General features: G+C 72.3%; 18 protein-coding genes. 8 read left to right on the forward strand and 10 right to left on the reverse strand.

Annotated features, from left to right (window positions below):
• Positions 1-3 precede the first annotated feature (3 nt).
• The 3 genes from BUE43_RS34245 to BUE43_RS17460 all read left to right on the forward strand — a co-directional run bounded on the left by BUE43_RS34245 (position 4) and on the right by BUE43_RS17460 (position 2,160).
• Complete coding sequence (locus BUE43_RS34245) at positions 4-168, forward strand: hypothetical protein (protein ID WP_159447748.1); 165 nt, start codon at positions 4-6, stop codon at positions 166-168.
• A 40-nt stretch (positions 169-208) separates the two neighbouring features.
• On the forward strand, positions 209-1,357 hold the full coding sequence (locus BUE43_RS17455; RefSeq protein ID WP_073484406.1) for a sensor histidine kinase: 1,149 nt from the start codon (positions 209-211) through the stop codon (positions 1,355-1,357).
• Between the two features lie 62 nt (positions 1,358-1,419).
• Positions 1,420-2,160 (forward strand): aminoglycoside phosphotransferase family protein, encoded by a 741-nt coding sequence (locus tag BUE43_RS17460; protein WP_073484414.1) that lies wholly within the window; start codon positions 1,420-1,422, stop codon positions 2,158-2,160.
• Between the two features lie 48 nt (positions 2,161-2,208).
• On the opposite strand, the gene BUE43_RS17465 is transcribed toward BUE43_RS17460, so the two are convergent.
• The 3 genes from BUE43_RS17465 to BUE43_RS17475 form a co-directional block, all read right to left on the reverse strand.
• Positions 2,209-2,673, reverse strand: coding sequence for a hypothetical protein (locus tag BUE43_RS17465; RefSeq protein WP_073484416.1), 465 nt, complete (start codon positions 2,671-2,673; stop codon positions 2,209-2,211).
• A 220-nt stretch (positions 2,674-2,893) separates the two neighbouring features.
• On the reverse strand, positions 2,894-5,440 hold the full coding sequence (locus BUE43_RS17470) for an ATP-binding protein (RefSeq protein WP_407697127.1): 2,547 nt from the start codon (positions 5,438-5,440) through the stop codon (positions 2,894-2,896).
• Positions 5,441-5,885: 445 nt separating this feature from the next.
• On the reverse strand, positions 5,886-6,134 hold the full coding sequence (locus tag BUE43_RS17475) for an RICIN domain-containing protein (RefSeq protein ID WP_073484420.1): 249 nt from the start codon (positions 6,132-6,134) through the stop codon (positions 5,886-5,888).
• A gap of 226 nt (positions 6,135-6,360) precedes the next feature.
• Here BUE43_RS17475 and BUE43_RS17480 point away from each other — a divergent pair, with 226 nt between their 5' ends.
• A complete protein-coding gene (locus BUE43_RS17480; RefSeq protein ID WP_073484421.1) occupies positions 6,361-7,230 on the forward strand; it encodes a TIGR03621 family F420-dependent LLM class oxidoreductase in 870 nt (289 codons plus the stop codon).
• A 103-nt stretch (positions 7,231-7,333) separates the two neighbouring features.
• Here BUE43_RS17480 and BUE43_RS17485 read toward each other — a convergent pair whose 3' ends face one another.
• On the reverse strand, positions 7,334-7,900 hold the full coding sequence (locus BUE43_RS17485; RefSeq protein WP_073484423.1) for a helix-turn-helix domain-containing protein: 567 nt from the start codon (positions 7,898-7,900) through the stop codon (positions 7,334-7,336).
• A 130-nt stretch (positions 7,901-8,030) separates the two neighbouring features.
• Between BUE43_RS17485 and BUE43_RS17490 the strand changes: the two genes are divergently transcribed.
• Complete coding sequence (locus BUE43_RS17490) at positions 8,031-8,972, forward strand: alpha/beta fold hydrolase (protein ID WP_073484424.1); 942 nt, start codon at positions 8,031-8,033, stop codon at positions 8,970-8,972.
• A 147-nt stretch (positions 8,973-9,119) separates the two neighbouring features.
• On the opposite strand, the gene BUE43_RS17495 is transcribed toward BUE43_RS17490, so the two are convergent.
• From BUE43_RS17495 to BUE43_RS17515, 6 genes are all read right to left on the reverse strand, one after another.
• Positions 9,120-9,437, reverse strand: a complete 318-nt coding sequence (locus BUE43_RS17495; RefSeq protein ID WP_073484426.1) for a hypothetical protein — start codon at positions 9,435-9,437, stop codon at positions 9,120-9,122.
• Between the two features lie 397 nt (positions 9,438-9,834).
• Complete coding sequence (locus BUE43_RS17500) at positions 9,835-12,723, reverse strand: CHAT domain-containing protein (protein ID WP_073484427.1); 2,889 nt, start codon at positions 12,721-12,723, stop codon at positions 9,835-9,837.
• A gap of 1 nt (position 12,724) precedes the next feature.
• Entirely contained in the window at positions 12,725-13,660 is a 936-nt protein-coding gene (locus BUE43_RS17505; protein WP_073484429.1) for a hypothetical protein, read from the reverse strand.
• On the reverse strand, positions 13,657-14,034 hold the full coding sequence (locus BUE43_RS17510) for a hypothetical protein (protein WP_073484430.1): 378 nt from the start codon (positions 14,032-14,034) through the stop codon (positions 13,657-13,659). Before BUE43_RS17510 ends, BUE43_RS17505 begins: the two co-directional genes overlap by 4 nt.
• Before the next feature lie 230 nt (positions 14,035-14,264).
• Positions 14,265-14,474, reverse strand: a complete 210-nt coding sequence (locus BUE43_RS33515; RefSeq protein WP_143174219.1) for a hypothetical protein — start codon at positions 14,472-14,474, stop codon at positions 14,265-14,267.
• 70 nt (positions 14,475-14,544) lie between these two features.
• Positions 14,545-15,216, reverse strand: coding sequence for a class I SAM-dependent methyltransferase (locus BUE43_RS17515; RefSeq protein ID WP_073484432.1), 672 nt, complete (start codon positions 15,214-15,216; stop codon positions 14,545-14,547).
• A gap of 1,319 nt (positions 15,217-16,535) precedes the next feature.
• Here BUE43_RS17515 and BUE43_RS17520 point away from each other — a divergent pair.
• From BUE43_RS17520 to blsF, 3 genes are read left to right on the forward strand one after another with little or no spacing between them, the layout of a single operon-like run.
• Positions 16,536-17,840, forward strand: coding sequence for a hydroxymethylcytosylglucuronate/cytosylglucuronate synthase (locus BUE43_RS17520; RefSeq protein ID WP_073484433.1), 1,305 nt, complete (start codon positions 16,536-16,538; stop codon positions 17,838-17,840).
• 20 nt (positions 17,841-17,860) lie between these two features.
• Positions 17,861-18,856 carry a cytosylglucuronate decarboxylase gene (gene blsE, locus BUE43_RS17525; RefSeq protein ID WP_073484435.1) on the forward strand — a complete coding sequence of 332 codons (996 nt, stop codon included), beginning with the start codon at positions 17,861-17,863 and terminating at the stop codon, positions 18,854-18,856.
• Between the two features lie 21 nt (positions 18,857-18,877).
• Positions 18,878-19,783: a CGA synthase-related protein gene (gene blsF, locus BUE43_RS17530; RefSeq protein ID WP_083959773.1), complete on the forward strand. Its 906-nt coding sequence runs from the start codon at positions 18,878-18,880 to the stop codon at positions 19,781-19,783.
• Positions 19,784-19,821 lie beyond the last annotated feature (38 nt).

Here is a 19,821-nt window from a genome sequence, read left to right on the forward strand (position 1 = left end):
GACGTGCGCCAGATCGACGGGCTCGCCGCCAGCCTCGCCAGCGGCGGGGGCGGCCTTCTCGCCGAACTCCTCCTCCACAAGTTGTGGCAGATGGGGATCGTGGTCGTCGTCGCGGTTCTCGCGCTCATCGCGATGGTTATCATCTGGCGGAAAGTGGGTGGAAAGTAGTTTTCGCGGCCCGCCCCGCGGAGAAGTGAGAAGAGCGCAGATGCCATCGGAACACCAGCTCTCCGGGTCACGAACCGACACCGCGCGGCTGGTGCTGCTCCTGATGGGCACGGGCATGCTGATCGCCGCCATGGCCACGGCCAGGGAGAGCTCGCCGTGGGTGTGGGGCGGCTACGCGGTGAGCCTGGTCTGTTGGTTCCTCTACCTCGCGTGGGACCGGCGGCGGCCGGGCCTGGCGGGCGCGGCGGTCGTCCTCAGCGCCGCCGCCCCGGCGCTGGTGTCGGGCGTGGCCGCGGACTCCACCGCGATGATCATGGTCTGCGTCGTGCTCGGCCGGTTCGCCGCCTGGGTGGTGCCGAGCGCGCGGCAGCTCGCCGCCGGCATCGCCGCCTGCGTCGGGCTGACGGTCGCCAGCGGCGCGGTGGCCGGGCGGCCGCTGGCGGAGTTGCTGGAGTCCGCCCTGTTCATCCTGCTGCTCACCCTGCTCGGGCTGAACCACCGGCAGTACCACCTCCGGGCGGAGCAGGCCGAGCTCCTGCTCCGGCAGAGCGACCTGGTGCGCCAGGAACAGGCCAGGACGTCGGCGCTGCACGAGCGGGCCCGGATCGCGCGGGAGATCCACGACGTGCTGGCGCACTCGCTCGGCGCGTTGAGCGTCCAGTTGCAGGTCGCCGACGCCCTGCTGGAGAAAGGCGACGTCGAGGCGTCGCGGGAGCGGGTGCGCCGCTGCCACCAACTCGCCGAGGACGGACTGGTGGAGGCGCGCGGCGCGGTGGCCGCGCTGCGGGAGGACGTCCCGCCGCTGGCCGTGGCGCTGGCCGACCTCGCCGAGAGGTTCCGCCAGGACCACGGTGGCCGGATCGAGACGCGGACGACCGGCGCCGAACGCCCGCTCTCGGCGGGCGCGACCGTCGCGTTGGTGGCCGTGGCCCGCGAGGCGCTCACCAACGCGACGAAGCACGCGCCAGGCGCACGGGTCGAGGTCTCTCTCGCGTACCTCGACGACGCGGTGCGGCTGGACGTGCGGAACGAGATGCGGGGCGCGGATCTCCGCCCGCGGAGCGACCGGGAGCCGGGGTACGGGTTGCGGGGGATGCGAGAGCGGATCGCACTGGTGGGCGGAACGCTCGACGCGGAGGGGGAAGCAGACGGAACGCACTGGAGAGTCACCGCGCGGCTACCCGAGTAGTCCCGGAGAACGCCGGGAATGGACACTGTGGACAGTGCGGGCACGGTGGGGAAACTGGGAGCGTGGACTCGCGGGAGATCAGGATCGTCGGCGACCGGGTGATCCGTCCCGCTCACTGGTGGACTCCGACCGTGCACGCGCTGCTGCGGCATCTCCACGAGGTGGGGTTCGACCGGGTGCCACTGCCCCTGGGCCTGACCGACGACCACGAGACGCTGCGCTGGATTCCCGGCGACTCCGGTCGCGCGGGCTGGTCCCGGGTCGTGCCGGAGGCGGGGCTGCGGGCGTTCGCGCGGTTGCTGCGGGACTACCACGAGGCGGTGCGGGGATTCGTGCCGCCCGCCACGGCGTCCTGGGCGCTGTCGTACCTCCAGCCGGACGCGGACCCGATCGTCTGCCACGGCGACTTCGGGCCGTGGAACGTCGTGTGGGACGACCTGACACCGGTCGGACTGCTGGATTTCGACCTCGCCGGCCCGGCCGCGCGGACCTATGACGTCGCGTACGCGCTGGAGTACGTCGCTCCCTTCCGCGCTGACGCGGAGGCCGTGTGCTGGCTCGCCCACGACGCCCCTCCTGACCGGCGCCGCCGAATCGAGGTGTTCGCCGAGGAGTACGGCCTGACCGGAACCGAGGGGTTGGTGGACGCGGTGATCGAGCGCCAACGGCTGGATGCCGCGCACGTGGCAGCCCTCGCCGAACGGGGACTGGAGCCGCAGCGTGGTTGGGTCGCGAGTGGACGTCTGGCGGAGCTGGCGGGCCGCGTCCGGTGGTCGGAGGAGAACGGCCACCTGTTCCGGTGAGGGTGACCACCCAGTCCTGTCCACTGAGGACTGTCTCGGTCGGAGTGATCAGTCGAACCAGTTGAAGACCACGTCGCCCACGCGGTCCGGGCGGTGGTACGCGATGTCCTGGCGCTCTGCGGGAGACAGGGCGCGGGTCTGGCTGTGGGTGAGTGGTCGCTCCAGTTCGGACGGTTCCGCGACCCGCAGGCCGGCGTGGCGGAACAGGTCGCCTCGCGGCACCGGGCGGAACGCGGTGGCGAGCTCACCGGGAGCCCGGTCGTCCGCGGCGGCGACGAGGGCGGTCGGGACGTTGAGCAGCAGTCGGATGACGTCGCTGTCGCCGAGCTGGACGCGGATCTCGTAGTAGTTGCGCGCCGGCCCAGGGGCGGTTGGCTGGCCAAGCACCCGGGATTCCGTCTCCCTCGCCACCTGGTGCACGACGGCCAACCAGTGCGCGCACAGCTCGCTGTCGGTCGACGCCGTCGCGACACCAGGGATGAGGAGGCTTTCAGCGCCCCGCTTGCCCGTCATCAGCCCAGCGTCGCACGCCTGGTTCGCGTCGTGCTTCGGTTTTGTGCCCCCGGGCTTCGGGTCGGGCTCGTACTCCCGACCAGGAGTTCGACGAACGACAGGCGGAACCAGAGTCGGAAGAGGCGAGTCGATGATTGTCCATAGAGGACGGTGAGAGACGAGTGTCGAGGGGGAAGGGTGGACGGTGCGGTGTGAAGATCGATGGCGACGCGCCCATGTCTCAGGGTTTGCCTGCCCATTGTCCACTGTCGACGGTAATGCTGTCGAGAGTGCCGCTGCCGAGGCCGCCGAGCTCTGCTCGCAGCTCCGCCCGGATTCGGTCCGCTTCGTCTCCGGTGAGCGCCTCGCACAGCGACAGGGCGCGTTCCCGCTCGCGTCGGGCTGTCTCGCTGTCGCCCAACTGGTCGGACGTGCTTGCCAGATCCCGCAGCACGTCCACCTGGAACCGCGGCTGGCCCAGGCGTTCGAACAGGAGCAGGGCGCCAGTGAACAGCCGGCGCGCCTCGGCCAGGTCACCGCGGCCGCGCATCAGGGTGCCGCAGGTGTGCAGTGAACGGGCTTCTCCTATCCAGGAACCTCGCATGCGGAAGAGGGCGAGGGCGTCCTCGGCGTGTGCGAGCGCCGCGTCGACCGAGCCGAGGGCTTGCAGGCTCACCGCCGAGTGCAGCAACACCCTGCCCAGGGAGATGTCGTCCACCGGGGTTCGTGGTCCCGCCTTCGCCTGGCGGAAGTAGCGGATGCAGGTTTCCAGCTCCGCGACCGCTTCTCGGAACCGCCCTGTGCGGTGGAAGGCGGTGGCGCGGATCGCTCGGGCGACGTGCAGGCCGAGCGGGCAGCCAGCGGCGGTGAACCGCTCCACCGCCTCGTCGAGATCGGCGACGCAGGCGGCGAACTCGCCCACCCGCTGCCGGACGTTGGCCCGGTAGACCCGGGCCCAACCCTGTTCGCGCGGGTCGCCAGCGGCAACGGCCACCTCCCACGCCTGCTCAGCGAACGTGACCGCGTCGTCCGGTCGGTCCAGGAAGGTGAGGTGGGTCCAGGACAGGAAGTTGCGGTGCACGGCCTCCTCGCGCTCGCTGCCCAGAGCCGTGGCCGCCGACAACGCGAGCGTGAACACCTCCACCCAGGTGTGCGCCGTCCCCCCGATCCCGGAGTACCAGCGCATCGCCGTGCCGAGGTCGAGCACGTCGCGGTGCCGGCCACTGGCCGCGGCGATCCTGGCCGCCGCCAACCAGTTCGACTCCTCGACCTCCAACCACCGGGCCGCGTCGACGTGGTCGGAGAACGGGAAGTCCGCCAGGGGCGAGCCCACCAGCTCCGCCGAGGGGTGGAAGGCCGTCCCCGCCGCTGTCGCCGTCGTGAGCAGCCAGTCCACCAGCCGGTCCTCGGCCGCTCGCGCGTCGGCCCCCGACTCCGCCATCCTCAGCCGCTTGGCGGCGAAAACTCGCAGCAGATCGTGGAACTGGTACCTGCCCTCCTCCGGCGAGCGCTGCACCAGGCTCGCGTCGACCAGTTCCTCCAGCGCCACCGCCGCCTCGCGTGCGTCCGGTCCGCCCAGGAGCGCGACGACCGCCGGCACGGAGAAGTCGGCGCCCGGCACGAGGGCGAGCCGGCGGAACACCGTCGCGGCCGTCGGGCTGAGCTTGCGGTAGGACAGCTCGAACACGCCGCGGACCTGGAGGTCCCCCGCCGTGAGCGCGGACAGCCGTCGGCCGCGGTCGCGGAGCTGGCTGACCAGCCGCCGCAGCGACCAGTCGGGCCGGCTGGCCAGGTGGTTGCCCGCGATGCGCAACGCGAGGGGCAGCCGCCCGCACAGCCCGACCAGTTCGACGGCGGCCGCGGACTCCCTGGCCAGCCGCGCCGGGCCGACGATCGCCGACAGCAGTGCCAGAGCCTCGCCCTCGGACAGCACGTCGAGCGCGAACCGCGTGGTGGACTCCAGGCCCGCCAGCATCGGTCGGCTGGTGACCAGGGTCAGGCACCGCGACCCGCCGGTCAGCAGGGGCCGGACCTGGGCCTCGTCGACGGCGTCGTCCAGGACGACCAGCACGGCGCGGTCGCGCAGCAGCGAACGGCACAGCCCGGCCCGCCGTTCGAGGTCGGCCGGGATCTGGGTGGCGCCCACGCCCAACGACCGGAGCACGAGGTGCAGCACGTCCGCCGGCGTCGCGGGCTCCGCCGACATCCCCCGCAGCCGCAGGAAAAGCCGGCCGTCGGGGAAGAACGCCCCGAGTTCGTGCGCGGCCCGGACGGCCAACGTCGTCTTGCCCGTGCCCGGCGGCCCGCTGAGCACGATGACCTGCGCGGACCGCCGGTGGCCCCGGGAGACCTGCTCGGCGAGGGCGCGCAGCGCGCCGAGCTCGTTCTCCCGCCCGGCCAGGTCGTCCACGTCGGGGGGAAGCGCGCCCAGCGCGACCGGGGTGGGCGGGCAGGCGACCGGAGCGGCCGGGGGGATGTGCCGGACGCGGCCGAGCTTGGCCAGATGCTGCAACTGGGACAGTTCCGCGTTGGTCAGCGCCAGGGCGGCGCCGACGGCCGCGACCGTGCGTTGCTGGGGCCCCTTCGCGACCCCGCGTTCCATGTCGCTGATCGCGCGAACGCTGACACCCGAGCCTTCGGCGAGCCCTTCCTGGGTGAGCTGGGCCCGTTGGCGGTAGCACCGCAGAAGTTCGCCGAAACAGGGGAGACCGTGAGCGTCGTCCTCGTTCCGCACATCTCCAATGAAGCACATCCGGAGGCGCCCGCTCAACCCGCGGCTCACCACCATATGGGACAAGGAGTTTGCCGGGCGGGGAAACCCGGCGAAGGCGGAGAGCGGTCGTAGGAAGGAGATCGCGGGAGCTGACGCCCTGACGGGACTGTTTCTCGTTGGAGGCCAACAACTTCGGGCGTGCTCGTGCCCGGCCGGAACCAGACCGGCCGAACAGTCCACAATGTACTCCTTCGCGGTCCGCGCGCTGGCTCGCGCGGATCTCTCTCCTCAGCGGTGAAGGACGCCGAACCGGCCTTCGGGTTGCCTCGACCCCGGCCTCCTGTCCGGCCCGCTGGGAACACTGTTCGCACCGTCGGGTCCGCCCGCCGCCCGCTCTTGGACGTGCGGTCGACCCGGGAAACGGCGCGAGGCCCGGTCGCCGCACGGGTCGGCGCCGGGCCTCGTCGTCGCTGTCCTCACCGCTCCACGCGCGATCCGTTCGCCCCCAGGTGCCGGGAGGTCACGTCCGCCACTGTTGGCTGGTGCCGCCGTGGCACGGCCAGAGGATCACGGGCTCGCCGACGTTGTAGGTCTTGATGTCGAGGCAGAAGCCGTTGCCGGCGTTGCGAATCAACTTCACCGCCGTCGCGGACGTCGTGTTGGTGGTGGTTGCCGTCCGCGGTTCGGCGGTGGCCGTGGATCCCGACAGCAGGGCGCCCGCCACCAGGGCGGAGGCCAGGACAGCCGTCGTGCGCGCGTGTCCGAGCATGAGATGCCTTTCCCGAATCCGTCCGGTCGTGGTGACCGGATCGTCGAAGGTCCTCGGTGGGAGGGCCGGCCCCCACTGTCGAGGTGGGGCGGGCGCGGGAGAACCCTCAAGTTTCGGGATGGACGCGGGTCTGCCGGGGCACTAGCCTCGCCCGGGCAACGGCGAAGTGGTGGCGGCTGTCCCGGAGGTCAGCGCGGCGCCCAGGACGTCCTCGGGAGAGCTGCGCATGCCACTCCGTCAGTTCCGGTTCGGTGTCTCGCTCTTCACGGGCGTTTCGCGCGGTGGCTGGCAGAACCGGGCCCGACGAGCGGAGGAGCTGGGCTACGACGTGGTCCTGGCGCCCGACCACCTGGGCATGCCGGCGCCGTTCCCGCTCCTGGCCGCCGCCGCGATGGTCACCTCCCGCGTCCGGTTGGGCACGTACGTGCTGAACGCCGGCTTCCACCGCGCAGCGCTGCTGGCCAGGGAGGTCGCCAGCGTCGACCAGCTCGTGGGCGGTCGGCTCGAACTCGGTCTGGGCGCCGGATACGCCCAGCACGAGTACGAGGCCGCCGGCCTGCCCTTCCCCGGGGCGGGGGAGCGGCTGGACCACCTCGCGGGCACCGTGACGGAGCTCCGTCGACTGCTCGGCGACGACGACCACGTGCCGGTGCCCGTCCAGCGCCCGACGCCGCCCATCATGGTCGCGGGGCAGGGGGATCGCCTGCTGCGCATCGCGGCCCAGCACGCCGACATCGTCGGCATCGCCGGCGCCCTTCCCCGCGACGGCGGCGACACCGGGCACGCGGCGCTGGCGGACAAGATCGCGCTCGTGCGGGACGCCGCCGGCGGGCGGTGGCCCGACCTGGAACTGAACCTGTTGGTGCAGACGGTCCTGTCGGACACCGACCGCCAGCCCGACCTGTCCTTCCTGCGCGGTTTCGCCCCCGGTCTCACCGACGACCAGATCCTGGCCCTCCCCGGCGTGCTGCGGGGCAGTGCGGCGGCGATCGCCGACACCCTTCGCGGGTACCGCGAAACGTACGGGCTGACCTACTTCACCGTGACCGAGCGCAGCATGGCCGCCTTCGCCCCGGTGATCGCGCGGCTCCGCTGAACCACGTCACTGTCCGAAGTGGACAGTCCGGGGTGGAACGTCGGATTTCTGGGCTGGGGGAACACTTCCCGGGCAGCGGACGACCGCTCTGGGCGGTGGGGCCTCACCGGTCGGGTTCGGGCGGGTCGTTCCGGTGTCGTGGTAGTTCCTCGACGGGGAACAGGATCGTGCTCAGGAGGTGGGAGCTGCGGTCCGGCCTCGGCTCGTTGCCCATCCTGGACAGGACGGCGTCGCGGATCTCGCCGATCAGCTCGGCCAGCTCGTCCTGGCTGAGCAGGAGCGGGAACTGCCGGTAGGAGACCGAGTCGGCGGTCGGGTCCGCGTGCTCCCGGTCGAGATAGGCGTTGAACTCGGCCAGCAGGGCGCCGACGGCCGCGGCGAACCCGTGGCGGTGTTCGTCGATGGTCATCGACGCCGCCTCCTCCGGGCTGATCACCGCCCGCGCCCGGCGCAGGCGGTAGTGGCGTTCGGTGGCGCCGTGCACGCGCTGTTCGTCCGCGACCTCCAGCAGTCCCTCCTCGACCAGCACGCCGACGTGGCGGTACACGGTGGCCTTCGAGACGTCGGGGAGGCGGGCGCACAGGTCGGCGGTGGTGCGCGTCTGCCCGTTGGACATGGCGTGCACGATGCGCAGCCGCACCGGGTGCAGGAGCAGGTCGAGCGTGTCCACGTCCGAAGACGTTCGCACATCTGATAACGTTCTCAAAGTTGAGAAAGCAGGCGTCGGGGTGGAGAGCGGCCGAGAGGTCGCGTCTCCTGCCCGGCCGAGTCGGCGAGCGCCGACAGTGAGGGGGACGGCGATGAGTCATCACACGACCGAGGGCGGACCCGAGAGGGCGGACCGGACACCGCCGCTGGGCCGCTATTACGAGGTGGGCGGCCGGCGGCTCCTGCTGCACCGGTCGGGGAGCGGGAGCCCGACGGTGGTGTTCCTGCCCGGCGGCGGAACGGTCGGCCTGGACTACCTGAACGTCCAGCGCCGGGCCGCCGAGCTCACCACGAGCGTGCTCTACGACCGCGCGGGAACCGGATGGAGCGACCGGGTCGACCTGCCGCGCGGCTCGGCCGAGGTGACCGACGAGCTGCACGAGCTCCTGCGCGTCGCCGACGTGCCCGGCCCGTACCTGCTGGTGGGCCACTCCCTCGGCGGCTTGTACGCGCGGCACTACGCGACCCGCTTCCCCGAGGAGGTGGCCGGCCTCCTCCTGCTGGACCCCGCGCACGAGGACTACAACGCCCACATGCCGCCGGAGCTGGTCGAGATGTGGAACGCCTGGGACCCCGACGAGGCGTTGCCCGCCGAGCTGCCCGCCGAGCTCGTGGAGTTCTACCGCGATGAGCTCACGCTGAACATGGCCGAATGGCCGGAGGAGGTCCGCGGCCCGCTCGTCGACCGGCACGTCAGCCCGGAGTGGCTCGCGGTCGGCTTCCAGGAGGCGCGGAACCTCGACCAGCTCAACGACGAGCTCCGCCAGACCGGCCCGATGCCCGACGTGCCGTTGATCATCCTCACCGCGACCGGGATCGACGCCTTCAAGCGGGCGGTGTCCCAGGGCGTGCCGGAAGCGCTGCTGCGCGCGGAGATCGAGGGCAAGCAGCGCCTCTACACGGCGGTGGCCGAGTCCGTCTCCCGGGGCGAGAACCGCCTCCTCGACGACGCCGGGCACGCCACCCTGCACTGGCGGCGTCCCGACGCCGTGGCCCAGGCGATCAGCGACCTCCTCGACACGATCGTCCACTGAGGACAGGAGGCCCCGCGTCCTGGCCGGGCTCGGTTGTGAAGTGCTCCTGGGCTCCTCCTCTCACAGGGCTGACCGGCCGGCACGCCGTAGCGGCGTACCGGCCGGCAGGCCGAACACCCCGGTCAGCCGTGGCCTCGACGTCGGGGCTCAGTAGGTCTCGACGTACCAGTCGGTGGCCGAGGTCGGGCCCGGGCACCAGGCGACCGAGTCCTCGGTGCCGGCGTGCTTCCACGGCCCGGCGTGGTAGCCGCCGTCGCTGCACCGGACCACGGCTCGGTAGTCGTACCTGGACCCGCAGTAGGCCCAGGAGCCCTCTCGGTACTGCGAGTGGGACCGGTCGGAGTAGACGAATCCTCCCCGGCACTCACCCGGGTGGTCGCCGCCCGCGACCGCGGCGGGCGTGGTCACCAGGAAGGTCGCCGCGCCCAGCGCGGCGACGGCCAGAACACGTGGCAGAGACCGCATCGCGGGTCCCTCCAACTTCTGCCAGGTGGGACAGGGTGAACCATGGCTCGCCCCACACGCTGCGCCCATCCCACCCGGTTGGGCAACCTCCGTGCCACCATCGGGTGGCAGCTTTCACGGACAGTGAGAGAGCGGGTCCGACCAGCACCGACTTCCTCGTCCTGGCCGCGGGACCACCCCGGCCCGAGCCATCCAGGACGAGAACGCCACTCCGCTCGTTCACCGGGGATCGACACTCTCCGCTACGGCCAGGTCGACCACCGGGTACTGCGGTCCGGGTGCACCCACGACATTGCCCACGACGTCGCCTACGACCTGGTCGTCGACACTGACATCGGGACCTCCGAGGAGCTGACCGGGGCCGTGCTGCGACAACATCAGTCCACAGTGGACGTGTTCAGCAGCCGTGGAAGCTGAAAGCGGCCCAGTGCGCTGGATGCCCGTACGCGCGAGCCTTCGGATCACGCAGCCGCAGGGTGCGGACCAGGGAACGCAACGCTGGGGTGTCGGCGGCGGGAGAGAGGTCGCGGATCTTCTCCTCGTTCGTCGTGTCGCGCAGCCACCGCTGGGCGGCGCACAACGCCTCGTGCGGCGGGCGACGATCAGCCCGCCAGAGTTGGTAGAAGCGGGCCATGAGCAGGCTGGTGGCCTCGCTGCGGACCGCCCACTGGGTGGCGACCACGCCGGGGAAACCCGCCTGGATCAGCCCGGTCGGGAAGCCGACCACCTCGTCCGGCAGCACCGTGCCGGGACGGTCGGTGTCGCACGCCGAGAGCACGGCGAGCCGCACGCCGGAGGAGGTCAGGCGCAGCGACAGGATCTCGGCCAGGGTCAGCTCGTCGTCCCCGGACAGGACCAGGGCGTCCCGCACGGGGTCGTCGGGGCGGGCGATGCCGTGGCAGATGAAGTGGTGCACCTGGGCGCCGGACAGGGCCGTGAGCACGGACCCGTGGTCGGCGGCCCGGCCGCGCAGCACCCGGGGTTCGGCGAACCAGCGCCGAACCCAGGCGGCCTCGGCTTCGGCGTAGCCGATCCGTTGCCCCGACGCGGTTTCCGGGTCCACGACGATCGCGAGCTGGTCCGCGGACGTCTGGTTGGCCAGCCGTTCGGCGACCTCCAGCGCCCGGATGTTCGGCGCGTAGCCGACGATCCGCTCGTCCAGGAGGTAACGCCGGGCGCCGTCCGGGCCGGGGCGCCACGCCGCGTGGAGCGGCAGCATCGCCAGGAAACCGAACGGGATCAGCACGATCCGCCGTGCCGTGCCGGCCGCCGCCAGGGCGGGCTCGACCACCGCCGACCACGCCCACCGGGTCACCGCGTCCAGCGTCCCCTCCCAGCGCGCCGGGTTGTCGCGGGCGTCCAGCAGCGCCTGAGCCCGTTGTGCCACGGCGTCCACTGTGGCGGGTAGATCGACGGCCCGCACCTCTCCCGCATCGTCCATAGTGAACGCCACACCGGCTTCGTCTCCCGCCACCAGGTACAGCACCACGCTGTCGGCCGGCACCGCGCGCCGCACGTCGCTGATGTCCGGCCGGTGCAGGAACCGTTCGTGGCCCGGAATTTCCCGGATGCCGTCGATCGCCTCCTCCACGGTTTCCCGTGCGGCGCGCAGGACGGAGGGCGACGAGCCGCTGCGGGCGGCCTCGTCCGACGCCGCGACCGCCGCGCGGTACCGCTCGACCAGCGGCTCGTGCTCGGTCCCGACGAGGTCGTCGAGCCGCGCGCGGTCCTGGTCGAGCACTTCGGACAGCAGCATCCCCCGGCCGGCCTCCAGGGCCACGACCGCGTCCTCGACCGCGCCGACCCGGAACAGGGCGTACGCCGAGACCGCGGGCAGCCCCTGCGACTCGATGAGCCAGAGTTCCTTGTCCCTGCGCAGGAGTTGGGTGCGGAACAGCCGTTCGGCGGCCTCGGTGGCGCCCGCGTACGCGGTGCTCGCCTCGGCCCAGTCGCCCCGCGCCGCCGCCCACGCGCCCCACTGCTGGGCCGCCGCGAGCGCCCACTCGTACGCCGTGTCCAGGCCGTGGCGCACGGCCGCGTCGTAGGCGTCGACCGCCTCCGCGAGGAGCGTGGGATCTCCGCTTTCCTCGCCGCGCGTGTGGAGAGCCCGGGCCAGGTTGTACTCGCGGGACGTCCGTTCCGGGGCGTGGTCGTGGGTGAGTTCGAGTGCCGCTCGGTACTCCCGCACCGCCATGTCCCCGAGGTGGGGATCGCCTGTGGCGCGCCACAATGCCGTCAACGCGTTGCCCGCGTTGTTGTGCCGCGTCGCGGCCTGCCAGTCACCGGGCTTGGTCGCGGCGACGGCGCGCAGTTGCATGTCCAGCGCCTCCCGGAGGTCGTCCAGGCCGCCGCCGTGCTCGTACCGGGTGAGCAGCGCGTTGCCCAGGTTCGTCAGGGCGGGCGGAACCGGGTCGGGCACGCCGTCGACCAGTTCGCGCATGAGCCGGATCGCGGTGTCCAGGTCCTCGGGGTCGCGGGTGCGCAGGAACCGGCGGCGCAGCAACGTGCCCATCGTGCCGACGATGGGGTTCAGCGTTCCCGGCGACATCATGTGGTCGCGGACCCGGGCCGCGTCCGCCAGCAGGGCGATGGCCTCGTCGAGATCACCGAGCCCGCCGTGCATCTCGTGGCGCGTCGACAGCAGCTCGGCCAGCACGAACTTGAACCGGTGCCCCATCGGGGTTTCCCCGGCGGTGGCGACGGCGATCCGGACGTGGTGGAGCGCCTCCCGCAACGCCGAGAGGTCGCCGTCGGCGCGGATTCTGGTTCGCAGCACGGAACCGAGCCCGGTCCGGCACAGCGCTTCGAGTCGTTGGTCGCCGGCCGCGTTCTCCACCGCGCGCCGGCAGTGCCGCTCGGCGCCGCCGAGCAGCTCGGGATCGCCGACGCGCTGGTAGAGGTTGAGCAGCGTGTTGCCGAGGTTGTAGTCGAACCGGGCCTGGTCGTGGCTGCCCGGCTCGACGATCGCGAGTCCCGCGGTGAACAACTCGCGGGCCGTGGTGAGTTCGGCGTTGGTGTTGCTCGCGTCGACACCCATCCAGTTGTGCGCGATCCCGGCCCGGTTCAGGCAGGCGATTCGGAACTCCTTGGGGCTCTTGCCGAAGTGGGCGGAATCCACGATGCGGTCCAACGCTTTGGCCATCCGGGGCAGGGCGGACTTGTCGGCGTCGAGCACGTAGTCGGCCAGCGCCTTCCCCGCCCTGGCCAGGGCTCTGCGGAATCTCAGCGGTGGCTGGGGAACCGGCCGCCACCCGAACCACTCCTCGGCCGATCTGACGCGGTCCACGTCAGGCTCCCGGGAGGGCGCCGGGGAGGGGCCCGCGTTCGAGGAAGGCGGTCAGTTCCCGGCCCGCCGCGCGCTCCTCGTCGGGATCGGCGGGCAGCTCACGCCGGAGCTCCGCGTAGAGGTTCCCGCGGTACAGGTCGAAACTCGCCTGCACGAGCCGGCCGTAGACCGTGGCGGCGGCGAAGGCCAGCCGGTTGCCCGTGACCATGCCCGCCACGCCGATCGCGAGCGCCCACCACGTGAACGGCGTCCAGACGCAGAAGAGCAGTCCCCACAACCACAGTCGCGCGCCGTCGTCGAGCCGGGCGCGGGCGGCGGCGAGTTCCGCCCTGGCCTGGTCGGGGAGCACGAGCCACAGGTGCGGCCAGCAGACCACGGCGTCCAGCCCGTACCGGTGGCGCGGTCGGGACTCCGACGCCCGCAGGACGTCGCCGACGCGGGTCGGCATCCGGTCCTCCGGTGTGGGCGGGACGGTCGACCGCCACGCGTTCAACGCCGCGTAGCGCGCCCGTTCCGCCGGGGTCAGGTCCGCGCGCCGGCGGGCCAGCTCCCGCCACCGCCTGGTCCTGCGGTCGATGACGAACCCGCGCACGGCGAGCGCGGCCGCCCGCACGGGTCCGGCCAGCCGCGGCCAGTAGCCCTCCAGCAACCGCAGGACGCCCAGCGTCGCGGACTCCGCCAGCCGCGCCGACCCGGCCACGACCAGCAACGCGACCACCACGAGCACGCCCTGGGCGGTCGGCGTGGGGCTGCCGACCGTCCGCGTCCACTCCTGGTCGAGTGCCCGCCAGCCCGACCCCGGACCGGTCAGGCCGCCGTGGCCGTGCGCCCAGGCCACCACGCCGCCGAGCCAGAACACCAGCGCCGGCGAGACCAGCAGCACCGCCCACCGCTCGGCGACCTTGCCCCCGAGCCCGGACCACAGCGAGGAGATCACCGGCCGGCCACCCGGACCAACGCGCCGTGCCCGTGTGGACAGTCGGGAACGGGCTCGCCGACCTCGAAGACCGGGTACTGGTACTCGCAGGCGGCGCACCCGTACACGATCTCCGCGGACGGGACCCCGTAGCCGGGCAGCACCGCGTACCCCGTGGCGTCCCCGTACCCGCGATTGTTGTCGGCCTCCCGGTCCAGCCGCTGCCGGACCTCGTCCCTCAGCCCGTCGTCGGAGCAGAGGGCGGTCAGGACCGCGTCGGCGACGTCCTCGCCCCGGTCCGCCCTGGCCAGCAGGAGGTCGATCTCCGCCGCGAGCTCGTCGGGTAACCGCGACCGGAACTCACGCGCCACATCCAGGATGTCCTCGTCCCGCATCCATCCCCCTCGTGGGAAGACCCGGTGCCCCGCGTTCCCGGGCCGCCGTTCTCCGGCGGGCTTCTACGGTAGGGCGGATCGACCCGTTGGTGGCGAACTGTCTGGACGCGGACGAGGACGACGGACGCCGTTCGCGCGCTGTCCGGCCTGTGAGCTGGAGCGGGTGTGCGGTGGGAGATGAGCGCCGGTTGGTTGCCGACAACCACGGATGTCTGTGCTTTTGTTGACTGTCAACGACCTTCGCGCTGTGCTCGCAGTCGTCCCACCAGCCGTCGCAGGCGTCTGACCGACCAGATCACGGCCAGGACGACCACGAGGAGACCGCTGGGCACGAGGGGGCCGTTGCCGCACCCCTCTCCGCGCACGCCGGTGGGCTGCGCCGGTGGGGCGGGCTGGGGCGCGGACGTGGTGTCCGGAGTGGTGATCACGGTGGGACTCACCGCGTCAGCATCGACAGGGGTCGCCGTCGGGGCAAGCCTCGTCCCTCGGAGGGCCGATTCCCGGGCCCTGTCAGCGGTCGGGGGACGGGGGAGGGTTCGTTGACGCGGGAACGTCAGCGGGTTTGCGCGCGACCAGGCGTTCGATGACGCCGAGGCCGAACCGCTGGGAGCGCTCGACGGTCAGTCCGGCGGCGCGCACCTGGAGGAGCGGACGGCGCAGGAAGTGCTCGCCGGTCCGGGAAACCGTGAGAACCTCCAGCAGCCGTTGCGCCACGCGCACCAGGAGCGCGGAGCTCGCCACGTGGTCGACCAGCACCAGGCGTCCCCCGGGTCGGAGCACCCGGATCATCTCCCCGATCGCCCGCGTGGCGTCGGGGACGGCGCAGAGCCCGAGGGTGCAGACGACGGTGTCGAACGAGCCCCTCGGGAACGGCAGGGCGAGGGCGTCGGCCTGGACCAGGGCGAGATCGCGCCGGAGATCGTCGGCCCGGCGTCGGGTGATTGCCAACATGGGCGCACTGATGTCAACGCCAATGAGGGTGATGTTGTTGGGATAGAAGGGAATGTTCAGTCCGGTGCCGATGGCGACCTCAAGGACCCCGCCGGCGGCCCGTGAACAGGCCCAACGGCGGGAGTCGGCGAACACGGCGCGGTCCAGGAACCGCATCCAGCGGTCGTAGTTGACGGACTGCTTGTCCCAGTAACGACGCCACCGCGCGGACCGTGCGCGCTCCGACCTCATCACGACCTCTTCTCCGCGAGCCTACCGGCCCGGTCCAGGGTGCCGTGGAAGCGCCGGCGTGTCAGTTCGGAATCGACTGTCCATAAAGGACTGGGATGTGCTGCTGGTGGCGGCTCGCGCTCCTGCTGGTAGATCCGGGTTCCGCTGCTCTTGTTCGAACAACCGGTTGCGCTTTGGCGGAAGGCGGGGATCGCGGTCCGGTCGGGGTCGCCGTGCTCGCCGGCCGGTGACGGCGACGTCCGCCGGGCCCACGAACACCCCTGCGTCCCTCATGTGGGCGATGACCACCTACGGAGCGAACTCCGCGGTGTCGTCGGAGTTCTCGGTTCCTCCGACGCGGACACGGTGATCCGCGAGGGGGACGCGCCGACATTGGGGCGGCCGGCCCACGGGCACACGTCGCGTCGGGCTTTTCCGAGGCTCCCCGCCGAGGGCGGGGGCGTCTCGCGGGAACGCTCGACCCCGCGGGTTCCGCGAGGTGGCCGCGGTTCGGGAAGCCGCAGGGTACGGGGGTGTGCTGGCCTGCCCCCGGGGTGGCGAGCCGCCGCCCGGAACTCGGGTCGGGGAGTTGTTCCCTCGGAACTTTCCGTGGTGGCGCAGAAATGTGTTCGGCCATCGAGAAGCGTTTCCTCCTCGCCGGCTGACCGGGAACCGGGAAAAGGTGGAGTGGGAGATCGATCTCCTTGCGGAGGACTGGTGGCCCGGGATTTCCGCGCGTCGGCGGAGTGGTTACACACTGTTGTTACCCTCCGGGCTGAGGATGATTGCGCCACTCGATCGTGGGAGCTGGACTTGCGTCAGTCGGCGCGAGTGACGTTGACGGCGAGGCGACGGCGCGGGTGCCCGCGTTGTGCGTCGAGAAGCGCCGCGCCCGGGTGGCCTCGCGGTGGAAGCGGGCGAGGAGAGGCGGTGCGACCAGGGATTTCGTCGGGGTGGCTGCCCCGGTTCCGCCGTAGCGCGTTGATGGTGCGGCACAAGGCTTTCCGCGTGTCTTTCGCCCGTCTCCTCTCCTGTCGGCCCGAGCGAGTTGGCCCGCACCACGCGCGCACCGGGCCATCCCGCTAATTCCCGTCTTTCACTCGAAGTGAGGACTGGGCACGTCTTCACGACGTTGACGCGACGTCGATAGCATCGATGGCGGCTGGTTCCCCCGATACCACGGCCACTGCGCGAGCGTTTCTCGCGAACGACGGTGGAGGCAGGATGCGGGACGACTCCATGATTATTCTGATGATGCTCCCCGTGCTCGCTCGAAGGCCTGATCGAAGGCCTGTTCGGAAGCTCGTCCGGACCGCGCTCGTCCGGACCGGGGGCGCCGCATGAGCGGCGAACCCGTCACGATCGCCGTCGCCGGCATCGAGTTCGGCTGGGGGAGCGCGGGAAAGCTCAGCGCGGTGCTCGACGCGATCCGCCGCCGCGCGGCGGAACCGCCCCGCGTGGTCGGGATCGGCTCCGCGCTCGGCCGCCCCCTGCTGTCGGGCCTGGACATCGCCGCCTGGCACGACGTCCCGGCCCACGGGCGGAACGGCCACACCGACCAGGACGCCCTCGCCGAGGTCCTGCGCCGTGAGCGGGCCACCGTCGGGCTCGTCGTGCTGGACCCGGTGGCCACCGCCTTCGAGGCGGCGGGCCTGCCCACCGTCTTCGTCGACAGCCTGCCCTTCCTGTGGACCGAGGGGGACCGCCCCCTCCTGCCGCTGGACTCCACTGTCTACTGTGCACAGCGGTGCGTCGACCTCCCTCCGGACTGCCGACCCGTGCTGGACGCGGTCCGCAACCTCCGGTGGGTGGAGGCGGTGGTCCGCCCGTCGCCCCCTGCGCCCCCGCCCCGCCGCGGCGCCGAGCTCCGACGGGCGCTGGTGAACCTCGGCGGTCTCCGCGCTCCCCGGCTTCCGGACTGGACCGGGTATCCGCGGCTCGTGCTCCCGCCCGCGCTGGCCGCCCTCGCCGACGCCGGTGTCCGCGAGGTCCACGTGGCCGGGAACCTGCCACCGGACCTCGTCCGGGAGCTCACCGCCGATCTCACCGCCGATCTCGCGCGGGACACCGCCGGCGAGCCCGCCGCGCGCGCCGTGCCCGCCATCTCCGTCGGCCCGCTCGGCCACGCCGAGTTCCTCGCCGAACTCGACCGGTGCGACGTGCTCGTGACCTCACCGGGGCTGACCACCCTCCTGGAGGCGAGCAGCCGGGGAACGCCGGTGGTCTGCCTGCCACCGCAGAACGTCAGCCAGGTCCTCAACGGACGTCAGCACGCCGCCGCCTGCACCGCCGACACCCGGGTCCGGTGGCCGGAGGAGGTCCTCTCCGAGGACCACCTGATGGCCAGCCGGGCCGGTGGCGAGGAGGCCGCGTTGGCCGTGATCTACGGCGGGATCGGCCGGGCCGCCGAGTCGCCCCAGCCGGTGCGGCGCGAGCTCCGCGCGCGCATCCGCGCCGCGGTGGGCGCGCTGCGCCGCGGGGCCGACTGGTCGGGCCTGGCCCGGCGCGTCGGGGTCCGCGGGGCCGACCAGGTCGCCGACGCGGTGCTCGCCCTCGCCCGATCCCACCAACCAACCCAGTCCCACCAACCAACCCAGTCCCACCAACCAAACCGGTCCCACCAACCCTCCCCGGCACGCTCCTGAGCGAGAGGGGTGCTTCCCCGATGAACCGACCGGCACGACGTGACCGCTACCTGTTCGTCCGAATCCTGGAGGCGTGCAACGCGGACTGCTTCATGTGCGAGTTCGCGTTGTCCCGGGACACCTACCGCTTCACCGTCGAGGACTTCGCCGAGCTGCTCCCGAAGGCCGTGGCGGCCGGTGTCCGGTACGTCCGGTTCACCGGGGGCGAACCCCTGATGCACCAGGACGTCCTGGCGCTCGTCCGGCTCGGCGCCGAGCACGGCATGCGCATGTCGGTCATCACCAACGGGATGCTGCTCCCCCGGATGATCGGCGATCTCGCCGCGGCCGGCCTCGCCCAGGTCATCGTCAGCATCGACGGCTCGTCGGCCGAGACGCACGACGTCTACCGGCGGTCGCCGGGCATGTTCGCCAACGGGCTGGCCGGCCTGCGCCGCGCCGGCGAGCTCGGGGTGCTCCCCCGGGTCAACACGGTGGTGGGGCCGCACAACTACACCGAGATGCCCGACCTGCAGAAGGTGTTGACGGACGCCGGTGTGCGGCAATGGGAGCTGTCCGCGCTGAAGTTGGAGCGGACGATCACCTACCCGGACCCCGACCACGTGCGCGCCGTCTGCGACCCGATCTACACCGCCGATCCCGCCGAAGTCCTGGTGCCGCTCGGCAAGCGGTTCTACGGCGACACGCCCGAGGAGCAGGAGCGCTACTTCCGGCACTCCCAGACACCCCGGGCCAACCGTCCACTGTGTCACGTCGTGGACGACGTCATCTACCTCGACGGCAAGAACGGGCGCGTCTTCGGTTGCAGCTGCCTGCCGCACCGGTCGGGGGAGGAGCAGGGCGGCGCGCCGCTCAGGGAGGGCGGCGTCGTCGCCCTGGACAGCCCGACCTTCCGGGACCACGTCGACTTCTTCCGGGAACAGGGGCCGCTGGTGTGCGGCGGGTGCTCCACGACCGCCGCCGGGTACAGCGACGACGTGGCCCGCCTCGGCGACGTTCCGGCCTGGCACTACTGACCGAGCCGGACAGGAGGAGACATGGGGACCGGGTTTGCCATCCGCCGCAGGGTGCTCGTCGCGGCCGACCAGAGGAACGTGGACTCGGTGACCGCTGCGCGACGGGTCGCCGCGCACCTCACCGACGTGGACGTCCTCATGAGGACCGAGGACGGCCACGCGCCTCCCGGGGAGGACTCACCCGACGCGGCGCTCGTCTGCGACGACATCCCGTTGGCTGAGGACCTCGCCAGAAGACAGGTGCCGGTCGTCTTCCTCAGCTCCTCCGCCGTCGACCCGGAGACTTGGCCGGACGGGGTGACCGTCCGCTGCCGCCACCGGCCGGCCTGGCTCCCCTCGCTGTGGGACGGGGTGACGGGGGTCGGCACGATGGCCCCGGCCCGGCTCCGCCGGACCAGGGATCGCGACGGCGTGCTCGCCCTGGTCTCCCTCGCCGGGGGCTCGGCGGCCGAGGCCCGCCGGTACGTCGGCGAGGTCCTCCGGCCGGTGGTGGACACCTGGCGGCGACGCTGGGCGGACGAGGTCCTCGTGGTCGGCGACGCGCACCTCGACGCCCTCGCCGACGGCCTCGGCGGCCTCGACAGGACGCGGGTGCGCTCGGTGGCCGAGATCGACGTCGACGACGCGCACGCGAAGGCGGGCCAGTTGCTCGCCACGCCGACCCTGACGGCCGCGACCCTCGCCTGGGCGCGCCGCGCCCCGGTGGTCCTCCTCCCACCCGCCAACGCCCGTCAGGAGCGGCTGGTCGCCGCCCTGGCGGACCCGTGGGGCACCCCGGCCGCGGTGACGGCCGCGGACCTGGCGGACGCGCCCACGCCGGGCGGGCTGGCCGTGGTGACCGGGAGCGTGGCGCTCGCCTCCGACGACCTGCGCGGCGCGCAGCGCGTCGCCCGCCAGGTCCGACAGGTCACGTTCGCGCCGGTGTGAGACGAGCACGCGACGACGCCCTCCGAATGGAGCGAAGG

It is taken from the genome of Streptoalloteichus hindustanus, from assembly GCF_900129375.1.
Lineage (GTDB): Bacteria > Actinomycetota > Actinomycetes > Mycobacteriales > Pseudonocardiaceae > Streptoalloteichus > Streptoalloteichus hindustanus.